9 protein-coding genes and 1 pseudogene are annotated in these 14,893 nt (G+C 62.9%); 1 reads left to right on the top strand and 9 read right to left on the bottom strand.

The genetic code is table 11. The features are described 5' to 3' along the window. Positions 1 to 99: 99 nt before the first annotated feature. Complete coding sequence (locus tag DNK10_RS09210) at positions 100 to 819, top strand: 16S rRNA (uracil(1498)-N(3))-methyltransferase (protein WP_131191327.1); 720 nt, start codon at positions 100 to 102, stop codon at positions 817 to 819. Between the two features lie 81 nt (positions 820 to 900). On the opposite strand, the pseudogene DNK10_RS09205 reads toward DNK10_RS09210, so the two are convergent. The 9 genes and pseudogenes from DNK10_RS09205 to pilG all read right to left on the bottom strand — a co-directional run. Beyond that, positions 901 to 1,260 (bottom strand): annotated as a pseudogene (locus DNK10_RS09205) (ferritin-like domain-containing protein); the annotation flags it as partial. A gap of 184 nt (positions 1,261 to 1,444) precedes the next feature. Then, positions 1,445 to 1,915, bottom strand: a complete 471-nt coding sequence (locus DNK10_RS09200) for a chemotaxis protein CheW (protein ID WP_131180030.1) — start codon at positions 1,913 to 1,915, stop codon at positions 1,445 to 1,447. A gap of 46 nt (positions 1,916 to 1,961) precedes the next feature. Further along, positions 1,962 to 2,981 carry a chemotaxis protein CheB gene (locus DNK10_RS09195; RefSeq protein WP_131191326.1) on the bottom strand — a complete coding sequence of 340 codons (1,020 nt, stop codon included), beginning with the start codon at positions 2,979 to 2,981 and terminating at the stop codon, positions 1,962 to 1,964. Next, complete coding sequence (locus tag DNK10_RS09190) at positions 2,978 to 10,381, bottom strand: Hpt domain-containing protein (protein WP_131191325.1); 7,404 nt, start codon at positions 10,379 to 10,381, stop codon at positions 2,978 to 2,980. The genes DNK10_RS09195 and DNK10_RS09190 overlap by 4 nt, the downstream gene beginning before the upstream one ends. Before the next feature lie 14 nt (positions 10,382 to 10,395). Beyond that, entirely contained in the window at positions 10,396 to 11,244 is an 849-nt protein-coding gene (locus DNK10_RS09185; protein WP_131180116.1) for a CheR family methyltransferase, read from the bottom strand. A gap of 68 nt (positions 11,245 to 11,312) precedes the next feature. After that, positions 11,313 to 13,361 (bottom strand): methyl-accepting chemotaxis protein, encoded by a 2,049-nt coding sequence (locus DNK10_RS09180; protein ID WP_131191324.1) that lies wholly within the window; start codon positions 13,359 to 13,361, stop codon positions 11,313 to 11,315. An 85-nt stretch (positions 13,362 to 13,446) separates the two neighbouring features. After that, complete coding sequence (locus DNK10_RS09175) at positions 13,447 to 13,983, bottom strand: chemotaxis protein CheW (protein ID WP_131191323.1); 537 nt, start codon at positions 13,981 to 13,983, stop codon at positions 13,447 to 13,449. A 41-nt stretch (positions 13,984 to 14,024) separates the two neighbouring features. Beyond that, the gene (gene pilH / locus DNK10_RS09170) at positions 14,025 to 14,390 is read right to left on the bottom strand and encodes a twitching motility response regulator PilH (RefSeq protein ID WP_042552451.1); all 366 of its coding nucleotides are present in this window, start codon (positions 14,388 to 14,390) and stop codon (positions 14,025 to 14,027) included. Between the two features lie 49 nt (positions 14,391 to 14,439). Continuing rightward, the gene (pilG, locus tag DNK10_RS09165; RefSeq protein ID WP_131180025.1) at positions 14,440 to 14,847 is read right to left on the bottom strand and encodes a twitching motility response regulator PilG; all 408 of its coding nucleotides are present in this window, start codon (positions 14,845 to 14,847) and stop codon (positions 14,440 to 14,442) included. Positions 14,848 to 14,893: the final 46 nt, after the last annotated feature.

Raw genomic sequence — 14,893 nt, 5'->3', positions numbered from 1 at the left:
CACACGGCAACAGCACTGTAAACGGCGGCAGCCCTGCAGAAAAAACACCACGCGGTTATGCTTGCCAACCCTAAGTCCTAAGTCATACCCGTTACCGCCATGCGCCTCTCCCGTTTCTTTATCGACGCCCCTCTGTCCCTCGGCCAGCACCAGTTGCCGGTAGCCCAGGCCCATTACATCGGCCGTGTGCTGCGGCATGCCGCGGGCGACGTGGTGCAGCTGTTCGATGGCAGCGGGCAGGAATTTCGCGGCGAGTTGATCGAAGTCGGCAAGAAAGCGGTGCGCGTCGAGTTGCGCGAGCAGTTCGACGGTCAGGCCGAATCGCCCCTGCACATTCACCTTGGCCAGGGGCTTTCCCGCGGCGAACGCATGGATTGGGCGATCCAGAAAGCCACCGAGCTCGGAGCCCAGGTCATCAGCCCGATCGTCAGCGCTCGCTGCGAGGTACGCCTGAAGGATGAACGCGCCGACAAGCGCATGGCACACTGGCGCCAGGTAGCGATCAGCGCCTGCGAACAATGCGGGCGCTCGGTGATCCCGATGATCCACGCGCCCATCACCCTGGACGACTGGCTGCAACAGAGCGAAGCCGAGCTGAAGCTGGTGCTGCACCCGGTTGCCGAACCGCTGACCAGCCACGCCAAACCGCAATCGCTGGCCTTTCTGATCGGCCCGGAAGGCGGCCTCAGCGATGCTGAAGTCGAACAGGCTCAAGCCGCCGGCTTCCATGCTGCGCGTCTCGGGCCGCGGGTGCTGCGTACGGAAACGGCACCCGTGGCAGGGCTGGCGATCGCGCAGCACCTCTGGGGCGATTTCTGAGCACTGACTCAGTAAACGCGTTCACTTCAGAAATCCATCGAAAGCCGGCTGCTTCTTCGACAACCTAGCCCAGCCGAGCACCTAAAGGTCTTCGCGAATATCGGCCATATCGTTGGCGTGTTCTTCTTCCTGGGCGAGGATCTCTTCGAAGATTCGCCGAGTAGTGGGATCGTCGTTGCCGATAAAGGCGATGATCTCGCGGTAGCTGTCGATGGCGATGCGCTCGGCCACCAGATTCTCGGTGACCATTTCCTTGAGTGACGCACCGGTGACGTATTCGGCGTGGGAGCGCGCTGTCAGCGTGGACGGGTCGAAATCGGGTTCGCCACCGAGCTGGGTGATGCGCTCGGCCAGTTGATCCGAATGCTACAACTCCTGCTGAGCGTGTTCGAGAAACTCAGCGGACGCGACGCTCGCCTTGAGCCCGTTCGCCATATGCCAGGGCACGTTGACGCAGAATGCTGATATCGGTGAGCGGGGTGGCCATGTCTTTTCTCCATCGGCTAACGGTTGAATGCGCTGGTTCTAGCGACCGGCGACACTCAGTTGGGAGTCATGGCGAAAGAGAAAAGCTTGGCCTGTTACAAGATGCTACCAGGCCAGGCCCGCCCGAAGGCGAGCAGGTTCAGATCAGCTCGGCATCGGCAAGCAGTTGCTCCAGCCCTTCCAGATCAGGGATGCGCAGCACTGTGTCATCCACCTTCACCGCGGCCAGCTCCAAAGACGCCAACGGCACATCGGCTCGCGGCAGATCCTCGGCGACCCGCAGAGAACGCGGAATGCCCTGTACCAGCAAGGCAATGAACTTGACGTTCGGGCGCCCGCCCAGGGCATTGAGAATGGCGATACGGGCGCCATCACCAGCTACCGCCTGGCCACCGGACGCGGCCTCGAACGACAGCAGGGGCAGGCTCAGGTCACGCCAGGCCACCTGACCGAGAAACCAGTCGGGCAGGCCAGGCATTGCTGGCGGGGCGCGATAGGGAATCAGCTCGGCCACGGCCACGTTGGGCAGCAGCAACGTGCGATCGGCCAGCGGCACGACCAGACCGGTCAGGCTGCTGACGCTGTTCTGGGTAACGACGGCTTGGCTCATGAAAAAGTCCTGTTATGCAGCGAAATCAATGAAGGGAAGCCGCGGCCTATCGGCACTGCTCGGCAAGATGGTCGACCAGTGCAGCAGCCAGCTCTCGCGGGTCGGCACTGAAGCTGCTGTAGCCGCCCTCGCGCAGGCTGTCGGGCATGCTCGAGCAGACGCAGCTGTCAGCGCGCTGTGTCCAGATCATGCCGCCCTGGCGCTTCACATAGGCGGCTGCCGCGCTGCCATCGCTGCCCATGCCGCTGAAGGCGATAACGCCACTACCCGCCGCAAAGCGCTGCGCCAGATTGAGCATCATCTGGTCGATCGATGGGCTGTAGGGTTCTGGCCAGGGTCGGGCAGTGACCTGCATGGCCCCGTCATCGCTGAAAGCCAGCTCGTTGCTGACCGGCACCACGACCACCTCACCGCAGCGCACGCTGTCGCCATCGCGCACCGTGCCAACACGCCACTGACTGTGACGGCCGACGGCCTGGGGCAGCGTCGTCTCGAAGCTGGGGTCGATATGCTGCGCGTAAATGAAACCTACCGGCAGGCCGCCGGGCAAGGCATCGAGAAAGGCCTTCACCGCCGCCGGACCGCCAAGGGACGCCGCCAGCAGCCAGATCTGCCTCGCCGGCTCGCCCGCTTGCAGTGGCGTATTGGCCAGCACCGCAGGCAACTCGACGCGCCCAGGGCGCTGAACTTCGGCGAGCAGACCATCCAGGCCGGCACCCACTGCCAAAGCGGGATCACCCACCAGTTTTTTCAGTTTGCCGACCAGGCGTCGCTCCCAGCGCGGGTAGTTCTCGGAACTGCGCTCGGGCGCATGCCCCTCGCCAAACAGCACCGGCACCCTGGAATCCTCCATCAGCGCATCGATCAACGGCAAATCATCGGACTGCACCAGGTCGACCAGCCACAGCTCGGCCTCGCAGGCCTGCAGCGCCGCATCGTCGAGCCGCGCCGGATCACTGTTGAGCACCACCTGATAACCATTGCTGCTCAGCGCCTGCTGCAGCACATGGCGCTGCAGCGAGGTGTCGGCGATCACCGCGATACGCGCCGCGCCGCGCTCGCTCATGGCCGCTTCGTCCACTTTTCGATGGCGCTCAGCAGCAGCGATTCCTGATAAGGCTTGCCGAGGTATTCGTTGACGCCGATGCTCATCGCACGTTCACGGTGCTTCTCACCGGTACGCGAGGTAATCATGATGATCGGCAGATCCTTCAGGCCCTCGTCGTGGCGGATCAGGTTGGCAACCTCGAAGCCGTCCATCCGCGGCATCTCGATATCCAGCAACATGATATCGGGGCGATGCTCCTGAAGTTGCGCGATAGCGTCGACCCCGTCCTTGGCGGTCAGCACGTTCATGCCGTTGCGCTCCAGCAGGCGACTGGTGACCTTGCGTACGGTCACCGAGTCGTCGACCACCATGACCAGCGTCGGGCGCTCGACCTCGACTTCAGGCGCCGCGCCAGCGTCGGCGGACAGCCGTGGCCGAACCTGATACTGCAGATGCGCATGCAGCTCGCGGATGGTCGCCAGCAGATCGAGAATCACCACCACGCGACCGTCGCCAAGGATGGTCGCACCGGAAATACCATGCACCGCGGCGAACTGCGGCCCCAGGCTCTTCACCACGATCTCCCGCGAGCCGGCCAGGGAGTCCACCTGCACGGCCATCGCGTGTTCGCTGGAACGCACCAGGATCACCGGCAGCGGCAGGCTCTGGCCAACCAGTTTGGGATGCTGGCCGTTGTTCAGCAGATCCCCCAGGTAACGCAGCTCGTAGACCTGGCCGGCGTACTCGAAGCGCGGCGCGTCCGGCCCGTAGTATTCCTCCAGCTCGTAAGGCGAAACCCGCACGATGCCTTCGATGGTGTTCAGCGGGATGGCGTACAGATCCTCGCCGGAGAGCACCATCAACGCGCGGTTGACCGACACGGTGAACGGCAGACGGATGCGGAACGTGGTGCCCTGGCCAGCGGTGGAATCGATGCTCATGGAGCCGCCGAGCTGCTTGACCTCGGCGTTGACCACGTCCATACCGACGCCACGCCCGGAAATTTGCGTAACCTTCTCGGCCGTGGAGAAACCGGCCTCGAGGATGAACTGCAGAATTTCGTGCTCGCTGAGGTCGGCACCGGCATCCATCAGGCCACGCTCGATGGCCTTGCGACGGACTGCGTCCAGGTTGATCCCGGCACCGTCGTCGCTGAGGGTCAGTACGATGTCGCCGCCTTCGCGGGCCAGACCCAGGCGGATGCTGCCCTGCTCCGGCTTGCCGGCCTCACGGCGTGCGGCGAGACCTTCGATGCCGTGGTCGACGGCGTTGCGCAGCATGTGTTCGAGCGGCGCGACGATACGTTCGAGCACCGTACGATCCATCTCGCCGTCAGCGTTGCCGACGATGAATTCGACCTGCTTGCCCAGCTCGCTGGCGACCTGCCGAACGATACGACGCAGGCGTGGTACCAGACGATCGAAAGGCACCATGCGCGTACGCATCAGGCCTTCTTGCAGCTCGGTGTTGACCCGCGCCTGTTGCAGCAGCAGGGTTTCCGCATCGCGGTTACGCGAGGCCAGGGTTTCCTTCAGATCCAGCAAGTCGGAAGCCGACTCGAAGAGCGCACGCGACAGCTGCTGCAGCTGCGAATGGCGATCCATCTCCAGCGGGTCGAAGTCCTCGTAGCCGGCGCGCTCGGCCTCGGCCTGATAGCGGCTGAGGATCTGCGCCTGGGTCTCGGTATCGAGGCGCCGCAACTGATCGCGCACCCGGTCGATGGTGGCTTCCATCTCGCTCAGGGTGAAACCGAAATCGCTGACCTGCTGCTCGACGCGACCGCGGAAAATCGAGGTTTCACCCGCCAGGTTGACCAGGCCCTCGAGCAGATCCGCCGGCACCTTGACCAGCTCTTGCGGCGCACGGCGGGCAGCGGCCTCTTCAGCGGCCACCTCGGCGCGCTGTACGAAAGGCAGCACACGGTGCTGCGCTTGCACGGCCGGCTGCTCGCTGGCGGCGACGATGGAGGTGACCGCACGAACGGGAACCTGCTCCGGCTCGACCGGACGCTCGTCCAGCGGCTGTTGCTGCAGGCGCTGACGCAACTCGTCGACACTCTTCTGCAAACCTTCGAAACCGGACTGCACGTCGAGGTACAGGCTTTCTGGCCAGGGTGCGCCCTGCGCCTGAGCTTCAGTCAGGTGCTGCTCCAGATCGTGGCTCTGGTCACCCAGGTGTTTCTGACCTGCCAGACGTGCACCGCCCTTCAGGGTATGCAGCACGCGCAGCAGCTCATCGATGGCACCGACGTCGTCACGACGCTCTTCCCAGCGGCCAATGCCGGCTTCCATGGTCTCGAGCAGGTCGTCGGCTTCTTCGAGGAAGATATCGAGAATATCCGCCTCGGCGTCGAACGCCTCTTCGTGCACGGCACGCAGCGGAACAGCCGTGGGCATGCTCAGTTGTTCGTCGGGGTTGGCGCGCAGCCGGCGAATGGTTTCGATCAGTTCGTCGCCGCCGGGTACTGGACGATGGGCGCGCACCGCATCGAGCATCTCCGCCAAGCGGTCGTGGCAAGCCTGGAGCAATTCGAACAGCATCTGGCTGGCGCGCAGACGGCCGTTGCCGAGATCCTCGTAGAGGAATTCCAGTTCGTGAGCCAGGTCGCCGATCTCACGGATCTCAGCCATCCGCGCGCCACCCTTGAGGGTGTGCAGATCGCGCTGCAGCGACTCCAGATCGAGGCTGTTGTCGACGTCATCCATCCAGTGAGATAGCGCCGCACCGGCACTGTCGATGATGTCGAAACCTTCTTCGAGAAAGATTTCCACCAGCTCGGGATCACGGTCATCGTCCACCGGCGCCTGTTGCTGCAGTTGGGTCGGCGTGGTGTATTCGCTCACACTCAGCGGTTCGACGAGCGGCTCTTCAAAAGACGCTACTTCAGCCAGCGGAGCGCTGTCCGGCTGTGGCTCCGTTACCTCGGGCAACTCGGCGGGCTGCGGAGCATCCGCTTCTACGGGCTGCTCATCCTGTCCACCACGCTGGCGGAACAGGCGAATCGTCGCGACCAGCTCATCCGCATGTTGTGCGGGCTGACGACCCTGCAGGCTGTTGAGCATGGCCACCAGAAGAGCATGGCCCTGCTGCAGGCTGCCGGTGACGAAGGAGGATACGTCGTAACGACGATCCATCAGGCCTTCGTAAAGCGCTTCCAGCTCATGGGCCAGCTCGCTGATCGGAGCGATCCCGGCCATGTTCGCACCGCCCTTGAGGGTGTGCAGGTCACGTTGCAGCGAGGACAGCGCGGTACGGTTGTCCGGCTCCGCCAACCAGCGCTCCAGGGCGAGACCGGCGCTGTCGAGAATGTCCACGGCCTCTTCGAGGAAGATGGACACCAGTTCGTCGTCGGCTGCGTCTACAGGTTGTGCGGATTGGCTGGCATCATCATTGGCCGCGTCGGCGACCAGCGACTGTTCCAGGGTACGGGTCGCTTCATCCAGGTCGACCACTTGCAGGCCAGGCACGTCACCCGACAGCAGTGCCAACTTGGCAGGATCCAGTGCTTCGTCCAGCAGCGCGCGCAGCGCGGCGACTCGCTCGGCACTGGCACTGACTTCCAGGCCGGCAGCGACCTGATCCATCATGCTGACCAGCGCTTCATGGGCCTGCTCGGCCTCATCGAAGAAACGCTCGCTGACAGCCAGGCGACCCTCTTCCACCGCGCCGTAGAGATCGAGCAATACTTCGCACAGCTCGTCGATCTGCGGTAATTCGGCCATCTCCGCACCGCGGCCCAGGGTCGTCAACTCTTCCAGCAGTGCGCTGAGTTCCTGACGTTCGGACGGATGCTCGCGCCAGCGGTGCAGCAGGTCTTCGGCGTCCAGCAGGATGTCCATGCCTTCGGCGAGGAAGATGCTGATCAACTGCGGGTCGCGGCTTTCGCCCTGTACGTCCTGGCGCTGGCTCTCGGCATGTTCGAGGCGCTTGTCATGCAGCTGTTGCACGCGCTCCAGGTACTCATCGGCACCGGGAAGCGGCTGCAACGGATCGCTTTCCAGTTGCGCCAGGCCCTGACGGAACAGCGCCTGGGCTTCGACCAGTACTTCGGCCTCGGCCAGATCCAGCGGTAGCAGGTTGGCCTTGAACTCCTTGACCATCTTCTCCAGCGGCGCAGCGACCTCGGCCATCGGCAGGATGCCGGCCATATAGGCACTGCCCTTGAGCGTGTGCAGGGCGCGCTGCAAGTCGTCGGTCACCGGCTGTGGCAGTTCTCGGGCGCAGTCATCGAGAAAGGCGGACAGGGTCTCGAGGTGGGTTTCCGCTTCGTTGCGGAAAATCTCCAGCAACTGCGGATCCAGCCCCTCGCTCTCTTCGGCAACGGGCACGGCAGCCTCGATCTCGCCCGCGGGCTCAGCTACCGCGGCAGCCGGGGCGTCATGCTTTGGGAGACTCAGCCCCTTGGCCAGCGCATGCGCGTCGGCGGCAAGGTGGTCGACGTCATCACGCTGGCGTTGAGCCTGAGCGGCGAACTCATCGACCAGCTCCGGCATCAGGGCGACGACCTGCTCGATTACCTGCTGTACCTCGGCATCCGGCTGGATGCTGCGGTCGAGCACGCGGTTGAGCATGTTCTCGATCGACCAGGCCAGCTCGCCGATAACCAGCGCGCGCACCATGCGACCACTGCCCTTGAGGGTGTGGAAGGCGCGGCGCACTTCGGTCAGCGCGTCCTTGTCCTCGGTATCGGCGCACCAGCGCGGCAGGAATTCGGCGATGGTTTCCAGCACTTCGCCTGCTTCTTCGATAAAGACTTCACGCAGTTCTTCGTCGATCGGTTCTTCGTCGGCAGGAGGCGGCAGCAGGCTAGGTGGCACGTCCAGCGCTGGCGGATTGATCGCCTGCACCGGAGCGGCCATCACGTCGGCCATGGAAATGGCTTTCTCCGCAGCCGGCTCTTCAAGCACAGCTGGCTCGGGCATGCCGGGCAATTCGACTTCCGGCAGTTGCAGATCGGCCAGGTCGATCTCGTCCCACTGCACGTCGCTGTCTGCATCGAAGTTCAGGGACTCCAGCTGCCCGGGCTGGTTCTCAAAGCCCTCGGCAGGTAGATCCAGAGTCGGCAATTCGCTCGCCGAACGCTCGATATCAACCAGGTCGAGACGGGGTTCCAGCTCCTCGAGCGACCACAGCGTGTCATCTTCAGCGTCTTGCGACTGCTCCGGATCGGGCGCATGCGATGCGCCCGCAGGTTCAGCGTCGAGATCGAATGACCAGTCGTCATCGGCCTGCGAGGGTGCCTGCTCCGCTACGGCGGGCGCGTCGAGCTGGCCAAGGTCGAGGGGTTCGGCCGAGGGCGGCGATGGGTCATCCAGCGCCAGCGGCTCGAAGGTATCCGGTTTGTCGGCGGGCAGATCACTGTCGTCCAGCGTCCAGCTGTCGTCTGCTACCGATGCGCTCGCATCGGCGTAGGGGTCATCGCTCAGCTCGCCAAGGTCGATGACCTCTGGAATGGATGACGGCGACGCCTCGGGCTCTGCGTAAAGGAGCGCTTGCGGCTGCTCGTCATCAGCCTGCGGCCAGCTGTCGTCGGTCTGAAAGCTGGTATCGGATTCACTGAGTTCGAGTCGCGTCTCGCCAGATGGCTGCGCCTCGATGCTCAGCGGCTCCACGGATTCGGTTTCGACAGCACTAGCGAGAGCGGGCGCGGACAGCACGTCGATATCGTGCAGCGGATCGTCCAGCGGTGCCGGTTTTTCGTCGACCGGCGCGGCATCGAGAATCGATGGTTTTTCCTGCAGCGGATAGCCAAGCGCAGCGAGGCTTTCTTCGGCGACATCGAGAATCAGGTCGCCCTGGGTCGCGTGATCCTCGGAGAGGCGCTCCAGGTAATACTCGACGCTGGTGATGGCATCGGCCAGGGTGTCGAGGTTCTGCCAGTTGGGTACAGCCTTGCGGGCCAGCAGCTGCTCCTGGATGTAGCTGTTGCAGGCATTGAGCAGTGCGGCGGCGCGATCCAGAGGGATCATCGCCAGCCCGCCACGCACCTGGGTCAGCAGCCCCGGCACACGGGCCAGGTGCTCGTGATTCCACTGCGAGGCGATGAATTCGATGATCGCGTCCTTGGCCTGTTCCAGGCCATTGCGCGCTTCCTTGATCACCAGTTGGTGAATCTGCCCCACATCGGTGGTGGGCAGGTGGCTTTCCTCGCGCCTGGCGTTGTCGTTCTGGCCGACCATGCCGGTCAGCGTCGCTTCGACGTACAGCAGTGCGCCGGCGACATCCATCAACACCGCATCGCTGGGTTCCTGAGTACCTTGAGCCAGGGCGCGCACCATGTCGAGCTGGTCGACGATGACCTTGCGCGGCTGAGCGAAACCGAGCACGGCGAGGGTGTCGGCGATCTGCTTGAGCGGTACCAGCAGGGCTTCCATATCTGCGACCTGGGTACGATCACTGCGCACGAACAGATCGAGGCTGTCCTTGACCCGTACCAGCTCCTCGCACAGGGCGCCGACTACCGAGCGCATCGCATCGCGATCCGGACCGGCCAGACGGGCACGCTCCTCATCGACGACATCGTGGTCAGGCAGCGCCTCGTCAAGGCTGTAGCGGTCGCGCAGCACGCGATTGCGCGGCGACTGCGCCGATGCCTTGGCGACGTAGAACAGCAGGTTCTTGGTGAGTTCGTCCGGCGCGGGCTGGTTGATGCCGTCGGCGCCCTGTTCGGTCAGGCGTTTGAGTTCCTTGTCGACCTGGCGCAACAACGTGCGCACGGACGTACCGTTGGCCACGCTGCCATTGGACAGCCCTTCGACCATGCCCGAGGCGATCTGCCAGAGCGACTCCAGCGGCGAGTCCTTGCACAAGGTTTCCAGGCGCGCGAAAACCCGCGCCATGTAGCCAAGGTTGGTGCCCAGATCCTGCTGGCGGATCACGCCAACCAGCGCGACCTGGAGCATCTGCCGCAGCTTGCGCAACAAAACGGGCAGCTCGGCGGTGCGCAACTGGGTCAGCGACTCCGGCGACAGGGCGTCAGCTCGGGCGGACAGATCAGGAGAGAACAGGCTGGTTTCCGACAGCAACTTCTCGCCCCGCGCGGCGCGCAGGTCGTTGAGCAGCGGCAGTACCACCATCGGCAGGTCGCGGCGGGCGGTCTGGATGCGATCCAGGTAGACCGGCAGTTGCAGGATCGCCTGCATCAGCACTTCCAGCGCTTCGCCCTGGTTGGCCACACGACCGTCGATCAGCGCCTGGGACAGGTGCTCCATTTCCTCGGCAAGCAATGCCGCGCCGAAGAATTCGACCATCTGCAGAGTGCCATGAACCTGATGCACATAGGTCTGGCAGAAGCGCATGCGTGTCGAATCCTGCGGATTCTCGACGAACGCCTCCAGAGCCTGTCGCGCCTGCTTCAGGGTTTCTGCGATTTCACCCTTGACCCACTCCAGGGCGACATAGTCGTGCCGATCACCCATACACACTCCGTCTCTTAGCCCTTGCGGGTATACGCCAGCACTCGCTCATCGGCCACCGGAAGCATATCCGGGTGCTGCCAACCGACCACCTCGCCCACTCCGACCACCAGCAAGCCACCAGGCGCCAGGCACTCGGCCAGGCGGTTGAGGATCTCGCGGCGCCGCCAGCGGCGAAAATAAATCAGCAAGTTCTGGCAAAAAATAACGTCCATGCCGGTCATTGGCGCTTTGTCCAACTCCAGCACATTGAGCTTGGCGCAACACACTCGCGCGGCAAGCCCTGGTACCACCTTGAAACGTCCATCGGCCTGCTGCAGGAAGTAACGTTCGCGCAGGCTTTCATCCATCTGTTGCAACCGGCGCACGTCATACAGACCGTCACGCGCCTTGCTCAGGGCACTGCGGCTGATATCGGTGCCGGTGACGCCGAACAGCCCTTCAGAGCCCAGCACTTCACTGGCACCAATGGCCAGCGAGTAGGGTTCCTCGCCGCTGGAGCAACCCACGCTCCATATCGCCAGAGGCTCGTCCAGTCCCTGTTCGCCACGACGGGCGACATAGGCCTGATAAACCTCGAACGATGGCGGATGCCGGTAAAAGCGGGTTTCCTGTACCGTCAGCCGATCCAGCAGATTCGCCCATTCCACCGCCCCGCGCGGGCCGTCGGTGACCTGCCGGTAATAACTGGCGTAATCACCGACACCCAATTCGCGCATGCGGGCGCTGAGGTTGGTCTGCAGGAAAATCCGGCGCTGCTCGTTGAGCACCATGCCGAGCCGCGACTCCAGCAACTGCTGCCAGTCGCGGAACTCCGTGGCGGACATGTCCGCCAGCGGTTGCAGGGCCCAGACGCCTGACTGCATGTCGTGCACCTCGCTCACGCCTGCGTCTGCCACGCAGCACATCGTTCAATGCGCCGCCCGGCAGCCGGTCAGGCCTGCTCGCCGTCTTGTGGCAGGGTAAAACCGGATACCGAATGACGCATTTCACTGGCCATCTTGGCCAGGGTACCAATGCTCTTGGCGGTGGCCGTGGTACCGGACGACGTCTGCGAGGTGATCTCCTGAATCACGTTCATGGTGTTGGAGATGTGACCCGCGGACGACGCCTGCTGACGTGCAGCGTTGGAAATGTTCTGGATGAGGGCCGCGAGGGTCTTCGATACCTTCTCGATCTCTTCCAGTGCCACACCCGCATCCTGGGCCAGTCGAGCACCACGTACCACCTCGGAGGTGGTCTGTTCCATGGAGATAACGGCTTCGTTGGTGTCCGTCTGAATGGTTTTTACCAGTGCCTCGATCTGCTTGGTCGCGCCCGAGGAACGTTCCGCGAGGCGCTGTACCTCGTCCGCTACCACGGCGAAGCCTCGGCCTGCGTCACCGGCCATGGAGGCCTGGATCGCGGCGTTCAGTGCGAGGATGTTGGTCTGGTCGGCGATGTCGTTGATGAGGCTTACGATGTCACCGATCTCCTGGGACGATTCACCGAGGCGTTTGATCCGCTTCGAGGTGTCCTGGATCTGCTCACGGATGTTATCCATGCCGGTGATGGTGTTGTGTACGACTTCGTTGCCCTTGTTGGCGATGGCTACGGAACGTTCCGCTACCGCGGAGGACTCCGAGGCGTTCGCCGATACCTGATCGATCGACACGGCCATTTCGTTGATCGCCGCGGAGGCACCGGCGATTTCCTGGGCCTGGTGCTCGGAAGCCTCGGCCAGGTGCATCGCCGTGGCCTGGGTTTCCTGGGCCGCGCCCGCTACCTGAACGGCGGTCAGGTTGATCGTGGCTACCAGGTCGCGCAGCTGGTCGATGGAGTAGTTGATGGAGTCGGCGATGGCACCGGTGAAGTCCTCGGTTACCGTCGCGGCCACGGTCAAGTCACCGTCGGCGAGGTCGGCGATCTCATCGAGCAGACGCAGAATCGCGGTCTGGTTACGTTCGTTCTTCTCGGCGGTTTCGGCGAGACGGCGGTTGGTCTCGCGCACCATCACCAGACCGATGATCAGAATCGAACCCAGTGCCAACGCACCCAGCACGTAGCCGGCGATGGTGTTCAGCGCACGACCGGCAGCCAGGCCTTCGAAACCCTCGGACAGGGCAGAGGCTTTGTCCAGCAGGGTTTGCGACAGGGTGAAGATGGTGTTGGCCGATTCACGAACCTGGAACAGTTCCGGCGAGGTTTCGAGGATTTCGTCCACGGAACCGGAAACGAATTCGAACAGTTCGGAAATTTCCGCCAGACGCTCGAGCGCTTCCGGGTCGCTTACCCTGGCGATTTCCATCGCCGCATTACCTTCCTGCATGGCGCTCAGTACGCGACCGAACAGGCTGGCGTCACGACCGAACATGTCGGCGGCCTGTACCGAATCCTGGTCACCGGCCAGAACCTTGTTCACCGAACCGAGAATCCGCTCGGCAAGCAGCGACTGCCGCTGGGCAACCGAAACCTGGGCAGCCGGCGCACCGCTTTCCAGCAGAATGTCGACCACTTCTTCGTACTCGACCTGCAGCTGCGGGATGGTTTCCGCCAGCGTGGCAGCAACCTGGTGCAGCGACAGAACGGTCTGCTCGGCGGCCAGGATGGCATCGGCATTCTGCCGCAGGCCGTCCCAGTCTTGCTGCACGGCAGCAATCTGTGCCTGAACCGCTGCAGGCGCTGCGGGCAGGCTGCTTTGCTCGTTACCATCGGTCAGGTAGGCCCAGCGCTCCTGGAAGTCGTTACGCGCGTCGCGCAGCAGGGCGAAGGCGGCGGGCGTGCCCGTGGCAGCTTCGGTGGCATCCTTGGCGATACGCTGGGACAGTACGCGCAGTTCACCCGCGTGACCGATGTACTCGGTGTCGTAGTTACTTTGCGTATTAACGTACGCAAAGTTGGCGAACAGCATCACGATCGAGATGATCAGGACAACGAACAGCCCTGCCACGAGGGCGCCAATACGTGTCCCCGCCAGCACATTGTTTGAGGTTACTTTTTTCATTATCTGGCCCCCGCCTGGACCCTACCGCACTTCGAATTCCATATAACGTCAGAAGGCTGGCTACGCCGCCTCCACCGAAAAGCTCTCAATACGCAACGTCGATAAACCCAGGAGCCTGTGCCAGCGCGTGTGGGCTGAACACCAGCCAGGGCTGCTCGCGCTGGAACACACCATGAATGAACGGCTGGATGGACGCTTCGAGCGGTGGCAACTGCTCGGAGAAGGTATCCACCGCGAAGTGCTGCATACCGAACACCTCGTCGACCGTGAGGCCGGCGAAGACATCCTGATGGTCGACTACCAGCACGCGCCGTTGCTTGCGCAGCGGCGACAGCTCGCTACCGAAGAAGCCGCACAGATCCATCACCGGCAGCAATCGCCCGCGCACGTTGGCCACGCCCTTTACCCAGCTCTTCACGCCGGGCAGCAAGGTGTGCCGTGGTTCGTGCAGTACTTCACCGACCTCTCCCATCGGTGCGACGAACAGCCGTTCGCCCATGCGAAAACCAATACCGCTCCAGGTCTGCACCGCCACCTGCTGCGATGGCAGACCAGCCGCCACCGCACGACAACGTTGCTCGATGCCGAGAAGAATCTGAAAAGGAGTGCGTGCCTCAGACATGCCTGCCGTGACCTTCTTCTTATGTCGCGCGCTGTCCGGGCTCAGCCGGCCAGCACCGCGTTCAGGGTTTTCAGCAGAGTGGCTTCGTCCACCGGTTTGGTCAGGTAATCCTTCGCGCCCTGGCGTTTGCCCCAGACCTTGTCGGTTTCCTGATCCTTGGTGGTGACGATGATCACCGGAATGTGGTTGGTCTCGGCATCCTTGGTCAGTTGCCGGGTTGCCTGGAAGCCGTTGAGGCCAGGCATGACGATGTCCATCAATACCGCATCGGGCTTTTCCTGGCGCGCCAGGGCAACACCATCAGCACCGTTTTCGGCCTTGAGTACCTGATGCCCGTGCTTTTCCAGCATGGCGGTCAGTTTGTACATTTCGGTCGGCGAGTCATCAACAATCAGAATTCGAGCCATGATGTTTCCCAATACATAAAGAAGAGGCGTTAGTGGCGTCAGCCGGACGTCAGGATGCTTGCTCGACCGGAGAGAAATCCGGTACGTGGGCCTTGATCGCGCCGAGCAGCTCTTCCTTGCTGAAGGGTTTGGTCAGGTATTGATCAGAACCAACGATGCGCCCCTTGGCCTTGTCGAACAGGCCATCCTTGGACGACAGCATGATAACTGGCGTGGACTTGAAGGCACTGTTGTTCTTGATCAGGGCGCAGGTCTGATAGCCATCGAGACGCGGCATCATGATGTCGACGAAAATGATGTTCGGATGGGTGTCGGCGATCTTCGCCAGGGCATCGAAGCCGTCCACCGCAGTGATCACCTCGCAACCCACCTTTTTCAGCAAGGTTTCCGCTGTACGACGAATCGTTTTCGAGTCGTCGATCACCATCACCCTCAAACCTTCGGAATGTTGTTCCATGTCTGCCCTGCCACCACTTCGGTGAGTCGTTGTGTACGCCATTTCC

Source organism: Phytopseudomonas daroniae, from assembly GCF_004327275.1.
Classification (GTDB): Bacteria; Pseudomonadota; Gammaproteobacteria; order Pseudomonadales; family Pseudomonadaceae; genus Aquipseudomonas; species Aquipseudomonas daroniae.
This window is presented reverse-complemented; position numbering and strand designations above follow the sequence as displayed.